The sequence below is a fragment of the Nostoc sp. ATCC 53789 genome (assembly GCF_009873495.1).
GTDB classification, from domain to species: Bacteria; Cyanobacteriota; Cyanobacteriia; order Cyanobacteriales; family Nostocaceae; genus Nostoc; species Nostoc muscorum_A.
Genome location: NZ_CP046703.1, coordinates 5,936,104 through 5,956,861, shown reverse-complemented (window position 1 = coordinate 5,956,861; position 20,758 = coordinate 5,936,104). Strand labels below are relative to the sequence as shown.

The following is a 20,758-nucleotide window of genomic DNA, read 5'->3' as shown; positions in this document are numbered from 1 at the left end:
GAGATATGAAGAGGTACAAGGTGAAGGGTAAAAGGCGGATGGCGTTGAAAATCAAAAATGGGAAGGGGTTAATTTATGCTTTGGTTGCTGTTTTTGCGTGTTTACTTTTAACTTGTAATTTCTCTCTGGCGGCGACGACTGAGGCAAAGCATTATAGTGAGTTGCAGTTGCCAGCGCTACCTGAGATTAAGATACCGAAATATGAACGGTTTGTGCTTCAAAATGGCTTGGTTGTCTATTTGATGGAGGATCACGAATTGCCGTTGGTGAATGGGACGGCATTTGTGCGGACAGGAAATCGCTTGGAACCAATGGAGAAAGTTGGGTTAGCTGGTTTTACAGGTGCGGTGATGCGAACTGGAGGAACTAAGCAACATTCGGCTGATGAACTCAATGAGATATTAGAACAACGAGCGGCATCTGTAGAAGCTAGTATTGGCGAAGGTTCTGGTAGTGCTAGCTTTGATGCGCTGAGTGAAGATTTAGAAACGGTGTTTGGGCTATTTGCCGAGGTGTTGCGATCGCCTGCATTTGCTCAAGAGAAGCTAGACTTGGCTAAGACGCAAGCGAAGGGTGGTATTGCTCGTCGCAATGACAATCCAGATGGGATTGCCAATCGAGAATTTAAGAAATTGATCTATGGCAAAGATAGTCCATACTCTCGCACCATAGAGTATGCAACGGTGGATCAAGTTGAGCGTGAAGATTTGCTCAAGTTTTATCAGCAATATTTCCACCCTAATAATATAATTTTGGGGATTGTGGGGGATTTTGACTCTAAGAAAATGCGATCGCTCATTCAAGCTAAGTTTGGCGACTGGAATCGCAACCCAGGTATTGCCAAACCCAAATTACCATCAGTTTCACCAGCTAATACAGGTGGAGTCTTTTTTGTCAATCAGCCACAATTAACCCAAAGTAGTGTGCTTCTCGGCCATTTAGGCGGACGGTTTGACAGCCCGGATTATGCGGCGCTGGATGTCTTGAATGGAGTGTTAAATGGATTTGGTGGACGCTTATTTAATGAATTGCGATCGCGCCAAGGTTTAGCTTACTCTGTTTATGGCCAGTGGAGTCCCCGCTACGACTATCCTGGCATGTTTGTCGCTGGTGGACAAACGCGATCGGATGCTACCGTGCAGTTTGTCAAAGCCTTACAAGCTGAAATCAAACGCATTCAAACCCAAAGAGTGACAGCAAAAGAACTAGCTTTTGCCAAAGAATCTACACTCAACTCCTTTGTATTCAACTTTCAAGACCCCAGCCAAACCTTGTCACGGTTGATGCGATACGAATATTACGGCTATCCGGCTGATTTTCTCTTTCGCTATCAAAAAGCCGTCGCCGCCACTACAGCTGCTGACGTGCAACGGGTAGCACGAGAATACCTCAAGCCAGAAAAGCTTGTGACTCTAGTGGTGGGGAATCAAACCGCCATTCAACCGCCATTGACGCAGCTAGCAGCAACGGTGACACCAATAGATGTAACCATTCCTGGTTCGCAACCACAGGCGAAGAATTAATCCAAATTGCGATCGTCACGATAAGTAGAGACGCGATAAATCGCGTCTCTACCCATTTAGGGAGACAAACAAGATCAGAATATAAATCATCTCTTTTAAAGACGAAAATCCTTTAGTTATGTCTTGAAAATTAGCTTTAAAAAGTTAAATGACTAAGATTTTATTGCAAAATACAAATGATGGAGTCTGGATTTTTAGCTTAATGTTATCTCAGACTAGATCAATTAATATCACTAGATTTTGTGAGGTACATCAATAGTCATGATCTTAATATCTAACCTGCATCCTAATAGTGACGTGAATCTGCTCACCGAACTAACCGATTGGGAAATGAGAACTGTAGAGGGTGGAAGAAGAAGAAGATCAACAAGAGACGAGGAAGATACTTCTGGCGCACTTTCAAGAGAAAATATAAAAGAGACTGTTAATGATTGGTTAAGCAACATAGAACAGCAAATAGTAGACCTCCGACAACAACTGACTGGTTTACAATAATTGTGAACAATCAGAATCTTATAGTCATTAAACTCGTGCGCTCTTAGATTAATCAAGAGCGCACGATTTTTGTTTACAGATTTTGGCAATTGATTGAATACATAACTATAGCGGTTCTCAATTGCATGAAATTCAGTTAAGGCTAAAAACTAAAAATGGTGTAGATTGGGTTGAGGAACGAAACCCAACAAAGCCTTGATAATGTTGGGTTTCACTGTTGCTCAACCCAACCTACTATTCTTCTTAACCCAAGCGTATTGATTTATGAAAAGTTAGACTCTCAACTTATCAAAAGAAGTTGGTAATCTTTAGATCGCTAATTTTTACAAAAAATATAGCATATTTTCTAAACATTTTTTGAATAAAAATAAAGCCATCAATAAAGACGCAACCCATTTATTTATGTCTTACAAATCAGGCTTACAAGCTTGATCTTTCTAAATTTTATGAATAAAAATGGAATCAGCAGTTAAGCAATACACAGCTTAATCGCTGCCAAAGTCTCTTTAAATGGGACGAATTATTGTAGGAGAAAATTATGGCTAGTATCGCTCTTTCACAACTAAATACCACTGGTTCTGAACTGTTCCAAGATTCTGAAAGCTTCCTCAACGACCTAAATAATGTAGATTCTATCACTGTTTATGGTGGTGGTAATGATGTTTCCAGCGTTGCCGATGGCTTAGATCCACTATTAGCTTACGGTATTAAGGGACAAGAGTTTGCATTATTAGCCTTTGGAGCTAGCTTGACTGCACACATCGTCAAGTCCTTCAGCGATACTGATCCTTGGATTTAATTTGTAGTTTACTACTGAGCTACATTGCTCTGTGGAACTTGTTGAATTAGCGATTAAGCTGTGCATTGCTTAATCGCTGTCAAATCTGCTCAATTGTGACAATTATCTTAGGAGAAAATTATGGCTAGTATCGCTCTTTCACAACTAAATACCACTGGTTCTGAACTGTTCCAAGATTCTGAAAGCTTCCTCAACGACCTAAACAATGTAGATTCTATCACTGTTTATGGTGGTGGTAACAATATTTCCAGTGTTGCCAGTGGTTTAGGCCCACTCTTAGCTTACGGTGTTAAGGGACAAGAGTTCGCATTGTTAGGCTTCGGAGCTAGCTTGACTGCACACATCGTCAAGTCCTTCAGCGACGTTGATACTCATTTTTAATTTGTAGTTTACTACTGAGCTACATTGCTTTGTGGAACTTGTTGAATTAGCGATTAAGCGATACACAGCTTAATCGCTGTCAAATCTGCTGAATTGTGACAATTATCTTAGGAGAAAATTATGGCTAGTATCGCTCTTTCACAACTAAATACCACTGGTTCTGAACTGTTCCAAGATTCTGAAAGCTTCCTCAACGACCTGAACAATGTAGATTCTATCACTGTTTATGGTGGTGGTAATGATGTTTCCAGCGTTGCCGAAGGTATAGACCCACTTTTAGCTTACGGTATTAAGGGACAAGAATTTGCATTGTTAGCCTTTGGAGCTAGCTTGACTGCACACATCGTCAAGTCATTTAGCGACAGTGATACTCATTTTTAATTTGTAGTTTACTACTGAGCTACATTGCTCTGTGGAACTTGTTGAATTAGCGATTAAGCTGTGTATTGCTTAATCGCTGTCAAATCTGCTGAATTGTAACAATTATCTTAGGAGAAAATTATGGCTAGTATCGCTCTTTCGCAGCTAAATACCACTGGTTCTGAACTGTTCCAAGATTCTGAAAGCTTCCTCAACGACCTAAATAATGTAGATTCCATTACTATTTATGGTGGTAGTAATGGTGGTGATGTTTCCAGTGTTGGCGAAGGTATAGACCCACTTTTAGCTTACGGTATTAAGGGACAAGAATTTGCATTGTTAGCCTTTGGAGCTAGCTTGACTGCACACATCGTCAAGTCCTTCAGCGATACTGATCCTTGGATTTAATTTGTAGTTTACTACTGAGCTACATTGCTTTGTGGAACTTGTTGAATTAGCGATTAAGCTGTGCATTGCTTAATCGCTGTCAAATCTGCTCAATTGTGACAATTATCTTAGGAGAAAATTATGGCTAGTATCGCTCTTTCACAACTAAATACCACTGGTTCTGAACTGTTCCAAGATTCTGAAAGCTTCCTCAACGACCTGAATAATGTAGATTCTATCACTATTTATGGTGGTAGTAATGGTGGTGATGTTTCCAGTGTTGGCGAAGGTATAGACCCACTTTTAGCTTACGGTGCTAAGGGACAAGAATTTGCATTGTTAGCCTTTGGAGCTAGCTTGACTGCACACATCGTCAAATCATTTAGCGACGTTGATACTCACTTTTAATTGACTACTGAGCTACATTGCTCTGTAGAACTTTTTGAATTAGCGATTAAGCTGTGTCATGCTTAATCGCTGCCAGATTCTGCTGTAATAAATAGCTTTGAATAAACCGATATGATTAATAATCAGCTTTCTTTATTATCAAAAATAAGGATAGCCGATCGGATTAAGCAATTTACAGCTTCATCAATATCAATCATAGCAGTTGATCAATTTTATTAGTTTTTTCCTGACTACGAGTGAGATGATTAAGCAATTGATGCTTAATTATTCTCATATTGACTAATTGATCAAGATTTTTGGGAATTGAAATCCATGTCAAGAATTACTATTTCTGATCTTCATACCGATGATTCAGAAGGTTTACTCATAGATATTAGCAACATAGATTACATATCTATATATGCTGGTGCAGATGACGATCTTACTCAGATTCTTAACTATGGTTTGAAAAATCTTCAATTTGCCTTGTTGGCATTTACTATCCATGAAATTGCAGATTTAGCAAAATCATTCAATACTCAATAGTGAATCGATTCAAAAAGTGCAAAACTACTGGAGTTGCTTTAAGCTTTTATTGATTGATTCGTACATCCGTAAACAATAGGTATTGTATGACAATCTACACATAGCGATGTAGACATAATAGATGATCAATCTATTAAGAATGTCTTCTAATTACGCAAGAATTTTTAGTTGTTAACTTTGACGATTAACTGAAGCTATGACATCATTCTTATTGAGTTCTCAAAATGCTTTTGATTACCTGATTATTCAAGAATTATGTACTCAAGATGAAAAGTCTTTAAGCAAAATAGAGCTAAAACCTGCTAAAAACTTTAACTTATTAATCAGCTTACCAGATGAGCGGAAACTCCTAATTAAGCAAGAGCCTTACAAACGAGAGGGAAGGACTGCTGGCGAATTTTTCAAAGAATGGCGAGTTCACAATTTTTTGCAAACTTTTCCAGAACTAAATGACATTCGCTCATATTTTTCGGAGGCAGTACATTTTGATCCTGAAAATTCAATCTTTGTTTTCAATTATCTAACTAACTATCGGGATTTGATGGATTTTTATGTGGAAAAGAATTTGAATTTATTTCCCGTAGAGATTGCCAGGGTAGTTGGAACTACTTTAGCATCAGTCCATCGCCTATCTATTGACCGTCAAGACTATCAGGAGTTTTTCCAAATATTCAGCCAAGGAACTCCTAACCTGAATCTTGGCATAGATAGAGTTACCCCGGCAGTTTTTGGCAAGTTGCCCACCGATGGACTAAAATTTTTGTCTCTTTATCAACGTTATGATAGCTTAGGACAGGCGATCGCAGAGTTGAGTAATGCCTTCACTCCCTGTTGTTTAACCCATAACGATCTGAAACTAAACAATATTCTCCTATCTCTGAGTTGGGAAGAAGCTGCTTTTGATGAATCGTCCTCAGATGATAGTCTTATTCGATTAATTGATTGGGAACGTGGCGCTTGGGGAGATCCAGCTAGTGATTTAGGAACACTGATAGCCAGCTACCTGCAACTTTGGCTACACAGCATGATTACTAGTAAAACAATGGCGATTCAAGAGTCTTTACGTCTAGCAACAACTCCTCTACATTTGCTACAACCTTCCATTAGAGAGTTGGTAATTGCTTATCTCTCTGTTTTCCCCGAAATTATAGAACATCGTCCTGATTTTTTACAGAGAGTTATGCAGTTTTGCGGTTTCGCTTTGATTAAATCTATTCAAGCCAAACTCCAGCACGAAAAAACTTTTGGTAATAAAGGTATTTGCATACTCCAGGTTGCTAAGAGTTTATTATGCCGTCCAGAAGCATCGATACCAACAATTTTTGGTGTAGATGCATCATACCTCTCTCCCATTAACTTATCTCCCGCTTCAAAATAAATTCTAAGTCAACAAGGGGACGCAAACATTTTTTGTTTGTCTGTCCCTATCTCTCCACATTCTTGACAGGCAAGTTTTTATGCAACTATTAGATTCGCTGGGAAATCAGCTGTCAGAGATTCCAGAGTTATTGCAGACATCACTAGAAGATATCGCCCATAATGTTGAAATCCAATCTCACCACTGTATTAGACATCCAGATTTTGGTTCAGTGGAAGTACCAGAATCATTAGTCTCTCACTTTCAGCAATTATCTTTAGATTTTCAAAATAAGTTTTTGAGTTATCAACTACGTAGTTTACTTTACGCCCTCTACTACAACGGCTCATCGAAAAGTCTTTTGTCATCCAATGCAGAAGCAACGAATTTGGCTTTGAATCAAAATCTCGAAAACAATACATTATTTGGCGTAGATATAGCTTTTTACGATCGCTTGGATGAAAATAACAGAGGTGTAGGCTACTGGAGTCATGATTGGCTGGTTATAAAAGAAGACATCGATGGTACTTTGGTAGTGTATAAGAACGATTTAAAGCTGCACATTGAACCCGATAGCTTACAACAAGCGGCTAATATCGGTGACTCGGTATCAATCAAAATGCCTAAGAATCTGGTACAAAACGGATTTTATATGGCAGTTGCTAATGCAGCTATGGCTCGAAATTATCAAACTTTGGTACGTGTCTACTTCAATCTGACTCCTGAAGGCTCAGTTGCAGTCATGAACGATTTGACTACCCAACTCAATGCTATATCCATTGCCTTCTCATTTAAAGCATTGTATAACCCTTCTGATTATGGGCGTTACGACTCAGCAGTGCTTTATTTCGACAAAAAGGACTATGAACTTGTTCGTCCAGTCTTAGAGAGGGTATATAAAGAAAATCAAGTGCATTTTCAGCAGCAAGTACCTTTATTTACCAAGCTTATAGCACCAGGGTTAGCGATCGCTGAAGAACCAGACCGTAAATTTGGCGACCAAGAAAGTTTTGGTACACATCGATGCCAAATTGTTGCTAATGGTTTGCTTGAGGCTTGGCATCTAGGGAATGATACGCCAGAAGATAAGATAGCAGCAATTCTACGGCATTTCTCATTATGGGAAATTGAATTGCAACGTCCTTACCTCAATGCCAATTCAGATGATATCTACACTTCCTTAAATCTCTGAACTGTCGAATATGATACTCATGATTTCTGATTGAAAATCATATTTTCGCTCACCAAATTTTAGATTGCAAATAACAAGACTTGGGATTTAAGCATTAACTCTTAATAAGGGGCTTAAGTTCCAAGTCTTCTTAATACACTTAGTTTTATTTCTCTTCTAAGAAACCAGATTTTCTGAGGATTGAGGAATCAACTCAAAACCAAAAGCCTGGGCTTTTTTGTGGAGATTATTAACCATTCGCTCACGATAACGTTGCTCATAATAATCCATACCAGGATCGGTATAATCTCCTCCGGTTGTCCAAAGTTTGTAAAAAATCCGGGCAATCTTATGAGCGGTAGCAGTAATAGCTTTAGGAGAGCCAAGTCGAGAACGTAAGCGACGATAAAACGCACCCAAAGCAGAATGACTTTTACCAGCAGTTTGTGCTGCCATGCGGAAAGCATTGGCGGCGCGGTTGACTACAGGACGAGTTTGAGAACTTTTAATTTTGCCACCAGTAATGCGGCTGCCAGGGCAAAGACCAAGCCAAGAAGTAAAGTGTTTGACTGTGGGGAACCGACTGGGATCTAAACCAACTTCAGAAAGAATAATTTGTACTGTCAGGACACCAAGACCGTCAACGCGGGTAAAATCTACTCCACTCATGCGGTAAAGATGAGTACGCAAATCAAACGCAGGTTCATTACCTTGAGGTTTATGACGAATATGCTTGGGTGGAGAAAGAGGTGACTGAGAAATATCAATTTTGTCGTTAAATTGACTTAAGCACTCCTCAATCTGACGGTCACATTCGGCGATTTGGGATTGGTAGACATCATAGAGATGTAGCTCTTGTTGTAAGACGAACAAATGTTCTTTTCGGTAATCACCATTAAGCGCAGCTGCAATTTCCGCTTCACTACGTTTGACGCGATGATGTTTTTTAGCTGCAAGTACTTGCGGGTCATGTTCCCCGCCGACAATAGCACGTATGATTGTCATACCCGTAGTACCTGTAATATCACTGACTGCTTGATGCAGTTGTATGTTCATTTGAGTTAAAGCTTTCTGCATCCGTTGGATATGTACACTGGCACTTCTGATGAGACTATCACGTTGGCGGATATAGCTACGTAAAATACAAATTTCATCTTCTGGACGAAAAGAACCTGACAACAATCCATAACTGTGCAACTGTTGCAGCCATTGGCAGTCTAAAACATCTGTTTTGCGCCCAGGTAGAGTTTTGACGTGGTGAGCATTGACCAGCTTGACCTCAAAGCCACGAGTCTCCAAAATTTGAAACAATGGAATCCAGTACACACCTGTTGATTCCATTGCTACAGTCTCAACCCCAGACTCAGTTAACCAATCTGCGATCGCGTACAAATCAGCCGTGTAACAACCAAAACGTCTCACACATTCGTTGGCACGTCCTGATGGCACACATACCCAATGATTTTGGGCACCAATATCAATACCAGCAGCATTTGGGTGAATCGGATCTAGTTTAGATGCTTGATTGGGAGATTGCCGTTTTTTCGCCATTTTGGTTCTCCTAGTCTCAAATTTTTTCAAAATTGAGAGTGTGCCCTGACCCAGGTTGACGGAATTATACAGTCTTCTAAACGGGATAGCGTCTAAGCGCTTCACCAATGCCATTGCCGTTACAACCTAGAACCACGCTTTTATACGGGCGAAGAACACCATTGAGGGAGCGGTCTTAACTGTCAAGACACAATTTTAATATAAACTTTTTTTGGAGATATCTATTGGTTTCTTTCATCCATTGCGGACATAGCCTCGTCCGTCAACCGCTTTTATCAATGCAAAACTATACATTGTAGGGTCAATTCATTAATTGCTCCTACGCACAAATAAGGTTTAGGTATTGACAAATACAGTAGCCCTAAATCAGTTGTGAGAAAATAATAAGGTTGTGAATGTCACTAAGTATTGGGTGCAAAATGTGGAGACGTTCGCTAACTGAATTGAACGAAGCCTATTGAAAACTTCGTGAAATCAAAAGCGCATTTACACACAAACTTATAAGGTAGTTAAAATGACTTACGATTCAGAAGATGTGCAAAAAATCCTTGAAATAGCACTCACTCGGAAACAAGAAGGTGAATTTTCACGAGAACAGCTTATAGAAATGGCATCTGAGTTAGGCATTTCTTCTGATATTTTGGAAAAAACTGAAAAAAAGTGGTTAGTTCAGCAAGAAGAAGAACGGTCACGACGCACATTTAATACTTTCCGACGCAGAGCTTTTTTGGGGCATTGTGTTTCCTTCCTGGCAGTGAATTTATTCCTCATTCTCTTGAATTTAATCACTAGTCCTGGTTATTTTTGGGCTATTTTCCCAGCATTAGGATGGGGTTTAGGATTATTTTTTCATTGGTGGGGCGTTTATCAGAGTAAATCAGAGGATTACGAGATTGCCTTTCAGAAATGGCGTTCACAAATTTAACTAAAATTCAAGTCGGATTCTGAGAATTTTTGGGGCGATCGCTTCACTAGTCACTGTGACAAAAATTGAACTATCCTCAACAAGTAGGGGCAAAGCGGCTTTCCGCAGGATATTGCCCCTATTTGTCTAGTTAATTGGGATGGTGGCTGAATTTACGCTGTACTTCATTAGTGACTGTGACGGAATTTTACTTACCTTCAAACAAGGGGATTTTGCCCCTTGTTTTGGTTAATTGAGACTGTTCGCCATAACTTATGTAGGATAGTTGAGGTTGATCCAGACCTCTTTACCGAGAAAACCAGGATATTCAGCCAGCGCTGTTGTTCAAATTTGCGTGTCCTTCTGGATAAAATTTTCCCTTAAATGCGGGGCAACCTCAAACTTGAGTAGTTCTATAATCACACCCTACGATCCTGTGTTTGCTAATTTGCCAAAATAGAGATGTAGGCTAGAAGAACTACGCTTTTCGCATAGCTTGATTGCCTACACTCAGGAGCAAGGGTCAGCTGCTTTGACACAAGTAAGAGGAAGGGAATATGGATAACAACAACTGGTTACAACAGCTAATGATGATGGGTCTTGGCACAACGTCTTTAGTAGCAGAAAAACTTCGCCAAGTCAGCGATGACTTGGTTAAAGATGGTAAGCTCAATCCTGAGCAAGCTAAGGCAGTTATAGATGATATTGCCCAGCAGTTAAAGTCGGAGCAGGGAAACTGGGATGTCCAAATGCAACGACAAATGCGAAATATGATGCAAGATTTAGGCGTAGCTCGACAGTCCGAAGTGGACGAACTACGGGGTAGAATTGACCGTTTAGAGCGGCAATTGCGCGATTTGGAAAATAAGCTTTGGCGTTAAGATGTCCTTTCTGATTTAAACTAATTGTGTCCTATTGGTAATCTTTTTGCCAGGATACTTAAGTAAGGAGAACTGATTTTGAAACCAATTTTCCTCAGCGTGGCGTTCATGCTGGTGTGTGTTGTGCTTTTGGCTGTGGGGCAAGTAGGCAGTAAACAGAATACTGCCATTGCTGCCCAGTTAACCCAAACGCCGCCAGCGGCCACAACTGTAACTGAAAACAATATCTTAATTGCGAGTAATACTATGTCTGACGCTAATGCCGTAACTACTCCGTCTGGATTGAAGTATGTGGAGTTAAAAGAGGGGACTGGGGCGACTCCTCAACCAGGACAAACGGTTGAAGTTCACTATGTCGGCACTCTAGAAGATGGTACTAAGTTTGATAGTTCACGCGATCGCGGCCAACCCTTCAGCTTTAAAATTGGCGTTGGACAAGTAATCAAAGGTTGGGACGAAGGAGTTAGCACAATTAAAGTAGGCGGCCGTCGTAAGTTAATCATCCCATCTGAGTTAGGCTATGGCGCTCGTGGTGCTGGTGGCGTGATTCCACCCAATGCAACTCTAATTTTTGATGTGGAATTGCTGGGAGTTAAATAAAGGTTGGGGCATTGGGCATGGGGCATTGGCTTTTCCCAGTACCCAATCCCCAGTCCCCAATTCAACGGCTAAATTTTTAAATTTTGAAACTTTGTAAACTGTGGATTAAACAAAAGTTTCGCTGTCCCTGTAGGCCCGTTGCGGTGTTTAGCTATAATTACTTCTGCAATGCCGCGATCGGGAGTATCGGGAGAGTAGTATTCATCGCGGTACAGCATGATTACTAAATCCGCGTCTTGTTCAATGGAATTGTGAACAATAATATTATTTGCAACAAAATTATGCAAACCAGGAACGGTGAGGTCAAACACTTCTTCCTCGCCACTATATTCAATTGAAACTATTTCATCCCAATAAACATCACTTTTGGCAAGAGTAACCAGTTTAGATGATTGAACAATGTTGCCAACTTTTAAAGCTCTTTCTCGACTTAAATTTGCTTTGTAAAGAGTAGAGCCACAATACGAAACTCCAATAGAGGCTTGTAATATCCGTGTGGTGAAGCCGATAGCTTGCATCGCAGGTACAACCTCCATTTTCCAAACATCCTTCGGAATTATATCTTTATTAGGGTTGTGAATACTGTTTTCAAGGTGTTGGAAAATATCTTGGAGTGAACGTAGCTTATATTCTCCTACTGCTCCAACATGAATAATAAATAACTGAAGATCGGGCTTACCAGTGATTATTACATGATATTGATTTCTGCCTTTCCCAACTTGAGGAACTGTCCTGAGTGTTGCATTAATACCAAGCCTTAATAAAAGTGTCTGTACATCAAAAGCTAGTCTCTCGCTACTGCTTGCATAAAATGCAATAGGTCTTGGCTTTTTTCCTGCAATTAAGTTGATACAACCATCTGTACTCCAAAGGTGTCTTAGAAAGCACGCTATTAACTCTTGGGGTTGTGAGAACAATTCTTGAGGTACAAATTTTTCGTAAGACCTTAAACCAAAAACATCCAGAGAGTCTAGCCATTTGGCTATTGGATTTCTAACACTATGAGTTAGATGCTGTGCTGCGGATAAGTAAACTTGATACCAGCCACGTTCAGGTGAAATTCTAGGAACAATTGAGTCTCCAAAAACTTCTCTTGCCAAGAAAGCAACATTCTGAGCTAAATCTATCTCTCTGGTAGTGTACTGTATGGCATGACGTGGCAATGTACAACCGTCGCCAATTAAATGCCCTAATAATGCAACTTCGGCATAAGTCATAGTTTGTTTACCAGAACTGGGGAGATGTCTTGGTAAACATAGATGTTCTTTAGGAGTTAATTCATCAAGTCTTTTCCAGCCATTAATTGTTAAAAACTTGTGATTACCTGTGGCACGGATTTTCCGCCCCAATCGAGTTTTTAAAGTAAACAGAGGCTTTATACCTGTGGAAAAAGCATTGCTAACAATTGCCTTTTCTAGCTGCATTGTAGCTTCGTTCAATGCCCAAACTGCAAAACCATATTTACCTACTAATTCCTTAATTGGCACTTGCAGTCCGCTATCTACTAATGTCACCAGACTATCGCCTGCTAAACAACCAGACTCTCTCAAATCTGATAACATCGGGCGTTTGTTAGTACGCGCTTCCACCCCTCGACTCAACTGAGATAAAGCAATAACTGGTACAGATAATTCTCGCGCTAAACCTTTGAGTTGACGCGTAATTTTTGATAATTCTTGAACTCGATTATCGCCTGCTCCTTCCATTAATTGCAAGTAATCTATTACAATTAATCCTAATTCAGTTCCAACTTCCGCTTGCAGTCTTCTTGCCTGACTACGCATTTGTGTAACTGTAATATTCGGCGTGTCGTCAATATAAATTGGCATCTCGGAAAGGATACCAATAGCACGGCTTAAAGGTTCCCATTGTGTTTGACTGAGGCGACCAGTCCGCAGATAACTACTTTCAATTTGCGCTTCACTAGCTAATAAACGTTGTGTCAATTGCTCTTTGGACATTTCCAAGCTGAAAAAAGCAACTGGTAATTTATAAGAAGCAGCTATATTATGAGCAAGGTTTAAGCAAAATGCTGTTTTTCCCATTGATGGCCTGCCAGCGACAATAATTAAATCAGAACGCTGAAAGCCACTGGTCATGGCATCTAAATCGTAAAATCCGCAGGGAACACCAGGTAAGGCGATGCCTTGATTTCGATCCTCAATATCCTGAAAATTATTAATTAAAGTATCAGAAATGTGAACTAAACCCGATTGGGGACGCTCTTGGGTTACGCCGAATACTTTCTGTTCTGCCTGATCTAAAACAGTTGGTAACTCGGTTTCTGTCTCGTAACCAAGATGTACAATTTCATTGCCAGCTTTAATTAACTGCCGCCGCAGGTATTTTTCCATCACCAACCCTGCGAGGGCATCGATGTTCACGGCTGACACTGTGCGGTCTACCAGAGTTGCTAATTTATTTCTGCCGCCTATGCGGGTAAGCATCTCATGGTCAGTCAGCCAACTTGTGACTGAAAGCAAATCTGTGGGTTTACCTTGGGTGTGGAGCCTCACAGCTGCCTGATAAATATCTTTATGGGCGCTAATGTAAAAAGCTTCGGGAAGGAGGCGATCGCTAACTCGACTAATCGCTTCTGGATCTAGCAAAATACCCCCCAAAATCGCTTCTTCGGCCTCAATATTTTGTGGGGGGAGGCGATCGCTACCATCACCTTTAAAATTCAGTTCTTCAGCCATAAACGATTTTAGTTTTGACGATTTTGCTAGCCGGGAGTATGGGAGTTATGCAATTTTAGATTTTAGATTTTAGATTTTTTCTTCAATCAAAAATCCAAAATTCCAAATCTAAAATTGGCAGAGTTAGGAATTATTACCCCTGCTCCCTCGTCCCCCTTCTGAGTTAACTAGCGACGACTTGAATATCGATTTGTGCCGCTACATCAGAATGCAGCTTGATTTCGGCTTGGTAAGTACCAAGGTGGTTAATATCGGGGATGGTAATTCCACGCCGATCAATTTCTTGACCAGTAGCTGCCTTAATTGCATCTACAACATCTTGGGTGGTGATAGTACCGAAAATTGCTTCGTTTTCACCAACTTGCTTGGCAATTGTCAAGCTACCAACTTTTTCAAGAGATTCTTTTTGCTCAAGAGCTTGTTGTCTTAGTTCTAATTGCCGTTGACGCTCTTGCTCACGACGGCGTTCTACTTGCTTGAGAATACCAGGAGTGGCATTAGTTGCCAATTTTTGGGGAATCAGATAATTACGAGCGTAGCCGGGAGCTACTTCCACTAAGTCGCCAGATTTCCCCAGCTTGCTGATATCTTGATTTAAAACTAACTGTACGCGTTTCGCCATCGTTTTTCCTGTAAAATCTGATTAATTTGGGTAAGGCTTGATAGCTCACAATGTCACTGCTGTATTCCAAGCTTCTTTGCCTACACCCTAAAGCTTACAGATCGTAGCGAAAGGAAGGGTGCGATCGCAACTATTCTCACTAAAAAGTTGAAGGGAATGGCGAATGGGGGAGAAGCAAGGGAGCAGAGGGCAGGGAGCAGAGGGGGAAGAGCTAATGCTATTCTCCTCAATTCTCAATTCCCCATTCCCAATCCCTAAAAGTTATTTTTCATTTCCCGTATCCGCGCAAAAGTTTGCACTCCATCGCTACTCTTAACAGTTGATTGTAATGATGGCTGATCCCAACGTAAAAATGGATTGGTGTGCTTCTCCACTCCTAGCAATGAAGGGATGGTAGCTTCTCCTCGACTACGGTAAGCTTTTACTTCGTTGAAGCGTCTTTGTAAGTCAGCGTTGTCGCCATCCACAGTTAAGGCAAATTGCAGATTTTTTAAGGTGTATTCGTGGGCACACCAGATGCGTGTATTATCAGGTAGAGAACGCAGTTTGCTTAAAGAATCTACCATTTGGGTCGGTGTTCCTTCAAATAAACGACCGCAACCGCCGGAAAATAGGGTATCACCACAAAATAAATCGCCTGTCTCACTACCTTTTTGAGGTGGAAAATAGTAAGCGATGTGAGCGCGGGTATGTCCAGGAACGAAGATAACTTCAGCTATGCTGTCTGCAAACTCGACGCGATCGCCTTGTTGCAAAAATACCTGCTGTCCGGGAATTCTACCACGATCCTCGGCTCCTCCATAAACTATCAATTGGGGAAATTGTTCGATTAATTGCTTATTACCACCCACATGATCGTTATGGTGGTGCGTGTTAAAAATTGCTACCAACTCAGCTTTTAACTCTGCTAGTTTCTTTAAAACTGGTTGAGCCTCTGCTGGATCGACAACAGCCGCGATATTGCGTTTGTCGTCATATAACAAGAATATGTAGTTGTCTGAGAGTGCTTCCAGACGGATTACCTGCATTACCTCTGCTCCCTTACAACATAAATGTTTGGTATTGAGTAGCAATCCTAGATTCCAGTGAATAATAGTGCTACATTCACAAGCTATATCAAGTGTTTATACTTTGTTTATTATAGCTGTAGTGCAATATTACCTATGATATTATACTTCTGTGTTTACACAGTATTTTTACTTAAATAAAGTAAAAATTAGATGAATTTATCAGTGAATTTTCTCTGGAAATAGTTATAAATATAAAGTTAAATTTATTTTAATATTTTTTTTGCTTAAACATAATCAATATTCAAATTCATATTTTGCTGATCTCTACTCTATCGAATTTGACTATAACTCAAACTAGAGTAAGATTTTATGACAATAAATACCTATCTAATTTTCAAAGTCAACAAAAATTATTCATTTGATTTATGTCAACACCAACTAAAGGTTTTATTACAATTCTAACTGGGCTTTATTCGTTTCAAGATTGTATTCATTTTTTAGCAGCAGTCAGAAAGTTTCATCAAGAGCCAATTATTATTTTAATTGACCAAGTTCCAATAGTTCTTTATCCCTTGCTAAAGGCATTCAAAAATGTAATTTTAAAACCAGCACCTGCAAACGAAAATACTGTTTTGGCATCGCGACAAGCAAAATTGGCTCTATATGAAGCTTCTGAGTTTGATAAAACGATTTATCTAGATTCGGATATTTGTTTACTTACAGATATCAATGATGTATTTGACTATTTAGATGAATATGAGTTTTTACTAACCGAAGATGTGCAACCTTCTATTCTTAAGGCTACAAACTTATTACGTGGTAAACAAGAAGACCTTTTGCCAAATGTTTTGCCAATTTTGCAATCGGTAGGATTGCCATTACAAGCAGATAGTGTGCAGTATAATGGCGGTTTTATGGCTTTTCGGAAAACAGAAGTAACCAAGATATTTTTTGACGAATTTAAACGTTATTTTGAGATTGTCAAAAATAATCAAGATAAATTACTTTTAAAAGACCAAGGGGCTTTTGCTTCTGCGATCGCATCTGTACAACCTCATAAGAAAATCTTACCACCAACCTATAATTATCTCAGCAAGTGGCAGGATGCTTATGATATTCAGGATACAATTAAAGTTCTTCACTGTACTTATCCTTATCGTCCTCAATATGCTAAAGATATTAGTCGTTCCTTATATACAAGGGTTTTTGACAGATTTGCTAAAGTATTTTTACCGAATCAAGTTACAAATCCTTGGCGCATTAAATAAAAATTAAGTATAAAAACAGTGAAAAATTTTTCCAAGATATCGCTGTTGGTTTCTGATTTATCAAGTGCAGCTATTTTGCGTGCATACTTGATAGCAACAGCCCTAAGAAACTTAGAATATGAAGTTGAAATTATGGGGTTTTTATTTGGAAATAACTTATATCGAAATTTACCATCAGAATTAAACGTTTATAATTTGCCGGGTAAAAATTTTCCAGATTTCTTCGGAGAAATTAACAAAATCTTACCAAAAATTAATGGAGATATCATTTATGCAATAAAACCACAAATAGCGAGTTTTGGAGTTGCCTTATTAAAGAAACTATTTAGCCAAAAAGCCTTAATTTTAGACATAGATGATTGGGAACTCAGTTGGTATGGTGGCGATGACTGGCATTATAATTTCACACCCAAACAATTAGCCAGAGATTTGTTGAAATCAGATGGCGCACTTAGAAATCCTTATCATCCTTTGTACGTGAAATGGATGGAAGGTTTGGTAAGTAGCGCTGATGCGGTGACGGTGCATACTAACTTTTTGCAGCAGCGTTTTGGGGGTACATTTGTTCCCAATGGTAAGGATACTGCTTTATTTGATCCTGCTCGATATGATGCTGAGTCCAGCAGAAATCGTTATGGTTTATCTGAATATCGTATTTTAATGTTTCCTGGTGCGCCAAGACCCTACAAAGGTCTAGAAGATGTTCTCATCGCGCTCGATAAAATCAATCAACCAGACTTAAGACTAGTGATTGTAGGTGGTAGTCCTTATGATGATTACGATCAGCAACTCCAACAAAAGTGGGGACGCTGGATTATCAAATTACCAAAGTATCCAGCGAATGTGATGCCTGATTTAGTAGCAGCAGCTCACATTGTAGTTGTTCCCCAACGAGATACCCCAGAAACTCGCGCTCAATTTCCCCTGAAGTTGACAGATGGAATGGCAATGGCTAAACCTGTATTATCAACGCGCGTTGGAGATATTCCCAAAATATTAGGTGATACTGGTTATTTAGTCGAGCCTGCTTGTCCTGAACAGATTGCTGAACAGATTCAATGGATTTTTCAGAATTTAGAGTCAGCAAACCAGCAAGGTATCAAGGCAAGAAAAAGATGTGTAGAACACTATAGTATAGAGGCTATGGCTTCGGTGTTAAAGTCGGTAATTTCTCGGTTGTAAATATTAATATGGAATGAAGGGTAAATTGAAGAAAGCGGGAGGTAGAGGAACTTTTAAGTTGGGGGTTCAATCTTGGATAAATTGAGACCACGCAAAAGTTGTGAGAACTCAAACCACAAGCTCACTTTGATGGCGGCAGTAAAAAATCGCTCTTGTAATCTCCCCTTGTGATAGGGCAATATTCTTCCAGCAATAACTGCCTCATTTGTTGGAATATTGAAAATTATTTAGTTTGTCTATTTGATATTAGCAAGTTTGGCAAGTAATTTGTGAATAATATTAATAATTGAAAATTGCATAGAAATACCCAATGTCTACCAGAAAACTGCTATTACGATTCGCTAGACCCTATCCAGGTTTGATTCTACTGACAATATTGTTAGGATTTTCTGGAGCTTTATTTAATGGGATTAGCACCGCTTTAATTGTGCCGGTGGTTTTAAAAATCGTGGGACAAGAAGTAGATTTAAGTACTGCTCCTCCTATCCTAAAAACGATGATATCTCCCTTTGATAATACTCCAGAACCTTACCGGATAGGAGTAATGGCTGGGGCAATTATCTTCACAATTATTTTAAAGAATTTAGCTACTTATGCCAGTTCCTTAGCATCGAGTTCTTTAACCCGAAAGCTCACATCAGATATGCGCGAAACTGGGTTAAAGCTATTACTAGAAATTGATATAGATTATTATGCCAAAACTAAGGTTGGTGATTTAATCAACCGTCTTGGTGGAGAAATTGGTCGATCTGCAAGTTCTATAGGCAGTATCGTCAGGATAGTTATCCTGGGAATCACAATTTTAGTTTTTGTCAGTTTGTTGCTGTCAATTTCTTGGCAGTTGACAATTGCTGCTACGCTTTTGTTATCGTTGGTGACGTTAGTAAATCAGTACGCCATTTCCCGGTCGAGAAATTTTGGGAAGCAACTGAGTGAGATGTCTAGAGCATATTCAGTCTCCGTACTGGAAACTCTGAACGGAATTCGATTGGTAAAATCGACGGGAAATGAAGAAAAAGAATATCAACGGATTAAAAAACTAATTCGCGATCGCGAATTAGCAGATTTCCAATCTCAAGTTAATTCGGAAGCCATTACACCTCTAAGTGAGGTAATGGGTATTACAGCTTTACTGCTGATTGTACTTTTGAGCAAAACCTTCTTTGCTCAACAGGTTTCTTCTCTTTCTACCGTACTCCTGACATATTTATTAGTGCTGCTGCGAGTGTTGCCATTGATTTCTCAGTTAAATACTATTCGCAGCAACTTTGCTAGTACCGCAGCTAGTGTGGATGTAACGAATGAGTTTTTAAGCTTGCACGATAAGCCGTTCATGGAGAAAGGTAAGATTCCCTACACAAAATTAGAAGAAGGAGTGTCTTTTAATTCTCTTTGCTTTGCCTACCCTGGTCATGAAAAGTTGGTACTCAAAGATGTAAATTTATATTTACCGCGTGGTACAACCTTAGCATTGGTAGGCGGTTCTGGGGCTGGTAAATCTACTTTGGCAGACCTTTTACCCAGATTTTATGACCCGATCGCTGGCAGTATTACCATTGACGGCACCGATTTGCGGGAGTTCGAGCTAGTATCCCTACGGAAGCGGATGGGGATTGTCAGTCAAGATACCTTTCTTTTTAATGACTCGGTGCAAAATAACATCGCCTATGGGCGAGCAGAGGCTACTGACGATGAGATTTTGACAGCAGCAAAGCGGGCAAATGCTTATGAGTTTATTAGCAAATTGCCTCAAGGATTTGACACCCTAATTGGCGATCGCGGCGTAATGTTGTCGGGTGGACAAAGGCAAAGATTAGCGATCGCTCGCGCCCTCCTCCAAAATCCCGAAATTCTGATTTTAGATGAAGCCACCAGCGCTTTAGATACCGTTTCCGAACGATTAGTACAATCTGCACTTGACGATCTTAGTCGCGATCGCACCACCTTAGTAATTGCTCACCGCCTTTCTACAGTCCAAAAAGCCGATCAAATAGCTGTGTTAGATCAAGGACAGGTAGTAGAAGTGGGAACCCATGAAGAACTTTTGCAAAAAGGTGCTTACTACTCACGCCTGTACTCAATGCAATTTAGCGATCGCCCTAATAAAAATTTGATTCAGACAAAAATTATTAAGGCAATGCGCCTAAACTCAAAGAAATTTGTCGATCGTCCTGAAGCCGCTACTAAACACAATCAAAGCTTGCTCCGTATCTCTCACGAAATTCGGACACAGTTGAACTCAATGATTGGATTACTGCGCTTATTGCTTGATGATCTGGAAAACGATTCTCAAGAACGGCACAAATTAATTGAAGACTCTTACAAATCAGCCTGGCGAATTCTCAACACCATTGATATTTTTGAGGATGTGATTAACTTACAAATAAGGGGGCAGATTCTCTCAATTTCTGACCAAAATCAAAATATCATCAGCGACTATTATCAAAACTTTAATCATCTTTCCGTTGAGTTTAGAACTTCTCTTAATCTCATACTTAGCTCTCTCCGCTCTCTAGCAGATAATTTGATAGACACTCCCCAAGAGCCAAATGAATTAATTAGTGAAACTTATGAATCTACTATATGTCTTCTGAATAATTTAGAAAAATTTGAGGATAGTATTAATGTCTAAAAT

General features: G+C 39.7%; 20 protein-coding genes and 1 pseudogene. 16 read left to right on the top strand and 5 right to left on the bottom strand.

What is annotated here, in order from left to right; translation table 11 throughout:
- The first annotated feature begins 38 nt into the window (after positions 1–38).
- The 10 genes from GJB62_RS24650 to GJB62_RS24605 all read left to right on the top strand — a co-directional run bounded on the left by GJB62_RS24650 (position 39) and on the right by GJB62_RS24605 (position 7,427).
- Entirely contained in the window at positions 39–1,523 is a 1,485-nt protein-coding gene (locus GJB62_RS24650) for a pitrilysin family protein (RefSeq protein WP_181852860.1), read from the top strand.
- Positions 1,524–1,784: 261 nt separating this feature from the next.
- Positions 1,785–2,018, top strand: a complete 234-nt coding sequence (locus GJB62_RS24645; protein WP_114082519.1) for a hypothetical protein — start codon at positions 1,785–1,787, stop codon at positions 2,016–2,018.
- A gap of 538 nt (positions 2,019–2,556) precedes the next feature.
- Positions 2,557–2,817: a hypothetical protein gene (locus GJB62_RS24640; RefSeq protein ID WP_114082520.1), complete on the top strand. Its 261-nt coding sequence runs from the start codon at positions 2,557–2,559 to the stop codon at positions 2,815–2,817.
- A gap of 120 nt (positions 2,818–2,937) precedes the next feature.
- Positions 2,938–3,198 carry a hypothetical protein gene (locus GJB62_RS24635; RefSeq protein WP_114082521.1) on the top strand — a complete coding sequence of 87 codons (261 nt, stop codon included), beginning with the start codon at positions 2,938–2,940 and terminating at the stop codon, positions 3,196–3,198.
- Between the two features lie 120 nt (positions 3,199–3,318).
- Positions 3,319–3,579, top strand: coding sequence for a hypothetical protein (locus GJB62_RS24630; protein ID WP_114082522.1), 261 nt, complete (start codon positions 3,319–3,321; stop codon positions 3,577–3,579).
- 120 nt (positions 3,580–3,699) lie between these two features.
- Positions 3,700–3,966, top strand: coding sequence for a hypothetical protein (locus GJB62_RS24625; protein ID WP_114082523.1), 267 nt, complete (start codon positions 3,700–3,702; stop codon positions 3,964–3,966).
- Positions 3,967–4,086: 120 nt separating this feature from the next.
- Positions 4,087–4,353 (top strand): hypothetical protein, encoded by a 267-nt coding sequence (locus GJB62_RS24620; RefSeq protein ID WP_114082524.1) that lies wholly within the window; start codon positions 4,087–4,089, stop codon positions 4,351–4,353.
- A 312-nt stretch (positions 4,354–4,665) separates the two neighbouring features.
- On the top strand, positions 4,666–4,878 hold the full coding sequence (locus tag GJB62_RS24615; protein ID WP_114082525.1) for a hypothetical protein: 213 nt from the start codon (positions 4,666–4,668) through the stop codon (positions 4,876–4,878).
- A gap of 196 nt (positions 4,879–5,074) precedes the next feature.
- Positions 5,075–6,256 (top strand): phosphotransferase, encoded by a 1,182-nt coding sequence (locus GJB62_RS24610; protein ID WP_114082526.1) that lies wholly within the window; start codon positions 5,075–5,077, stop codon positions 6,254–6,256.
- A 79-nt stretch (positions 6,257–6,335) separates the two neighbouring features.
- Positions 6,336–7,427: a T3SS effector HopA1 family protein gene (locus GJB62_RS24605; RefSeq protein WP_114082527.1), complete on the top strand. Its 1,092-nt coding sequence runs from the start codon at positions 6,336–6,338 to the stop codon at positions 7,425–7,427.
- Positions 7,428–7,583: 156 nt separating this feature from the next.
- On the opposite strand, the gene GJB62_RS24600 is transcribed toward GJB62_RS24605, so the two are convergent.
- Complete coding sequence (locus GJB62_RS24600) at positions 7,584–8,957, bottom strand: IS110 family transposase (RefSeq protein ID WP_114081392.1); 1,374 nt, start codon at positions 8,955–8,957, stop codon at positions 7,584–7,586.
- Positions 8,958–9,471: 514 nt separating this feature from the next.
- Between GJB62_RS24600 and GJB62_RS24595 the strand changes: the two genes are divergently transcribed.
- Positions 9,472–9,882 carry a 2TM domain-containing protein gene (locus tag GJB62_RS24595; RefSeq protein ID WP_114083777.1) on the top strand — a complete coding sequence of 137 codons (411 nt, stop codon included), beginning with the start codon at positions 9,472–9,474 and terminating at the stop codon, positions 9,880–9,882.
- 255 nt (positions 9,883–10,137) lie between these two features.
- Here the strand turns inward: GJB62_RS24595 and GJB62_RS37610 are convergent.
- Positions 10,138–10,284 (bottom strand): annotated as a pseudogene (locus GJB62_RS37610) (TIGR03792 family protein); the annotation flags it as partial.
- Between the two features lie 134 nt (positions 10,285–10,418).
- On the opposite strand from GJB62_RS37610, the gene GJB62_RS24585 reads away from it, so the two are divergent.
- Both GJB62_RS24585 and GJB62_RS24580 read left to right on the top strand, forming a co-directional pair.
- Positions 10,419–10,742, top strand: a complete 324-nt coding sequence (locus GJB62_RS24585; RefSeq protein ID WP_012409359.1) for a phasin family protein — start codon at positions 10,419–10,421, stop codon at positions 10,740–10,742.
- Positions 10,743–10,820: 78 nt separating this feature from the next.
- Positions 10,821–11,342 carry an FKBP-type peptidyl-prolyl cis-trans isomerase gene (locus tag GJB62_RS24580; protein WP_041565406.1) on the top strand — a complete coding sequence of 174 codons (522 nt, stop codon included), beginning with the start codon at positions 10,821–10,823 and terminating at the stop codon, positions 11,340–11,342.
- A gap of 68 nt (positions 11,343–11,410) precedes the next feature.
- On the opposite strand, the gene GJB62_RS24575 is transcribed toward GJB62_RS24580, so the two are convergent.
- From GJB62_RS24575 to gloB, 3 genes are all read right to left on the bottom strand, one after another.
- Positions 11,411–14,041, bottom strand: a complete 2,631-nt coding sequence (locus GJB62_RS24575; protein WP_114083776.1) for a replicative DNA helicase — start codon at positions 14,039–14,041, stop codon at positions 11,411–11,413.
- A 163-nt stretch (positions 14,042–14,204) separates the two neighbouring features.
- Complete coding sequence (gene rplI / locus GJB62_RS24570) at positions 14,205–14,663, bottom strand: 50S ribosomal protein L9 (protein WP_114083775.1); 459 nt, start codon at positions 14,661–14,663, stop codon at positions 14,205–14,207.
- A gap of 254 nt (positions 14,664–14,917) precedes the next feature.
- Complete coding sequence (gloB, locus tag GJB62_RS24565) at positions 14,918–15,691, bottom strand: hydroxyacylglutathione hydrolase (RefSeq protein WP_114083774.1); 774 nt, start codon at positions 15,689–15,691, stop codon at positions 14,918–14,920.
- Between the two features lie 407 nt (positions 15,692–16,098).
- On the opposite strand from gloB, the gene GJB62_RS24560 reads away from it, so the two are divergent.
- The 3 genes from GJB62_RS24560 (at position 16,099) to GJB62_RS24550 (ending at position 20,755) form a co-directional block, all read left to right on the top strand.
- Positions 16,099–16,941, top strand: a complete 843-nt coding sequence (locus GJB62_RS24560; RefSeq protein WP_114083773.1) for a hypothetical protein — start codon at positions 16,099–16,101, stop codon at positions 16,939–16,941.
- Positions 16,942–16,959: 18 nt separating this feature from the next.
- Positions 16,960–18,123 (top strand): glycosyltransferase family 4 protein, encoded by a 1,164-nt coding sequence (locus GJB62_RS24555; RefSeq protein ID WP_114083772.1) that lies wholly within the window; start codon positions 16,960–16,962, stop codon positions 18,121–18,123.
- A gap of 310 nt (positions 18,124–18,433) precedes the next feature.
- On the top strand, positions 18,434–20,755 hold the full coding sequence (locus tag GJB62_RS24550) for an ATP-binding cassette domain-containing protein (RefSeq protein ID WP_114083771.1): 2,322 nt from the start codon (positions 18,434–18,436) through the stop codon (positions 20,753–20,755).
- The last annotated feature ends 3 nt before the right edge of the window (positions 20,756–20,758 follow it).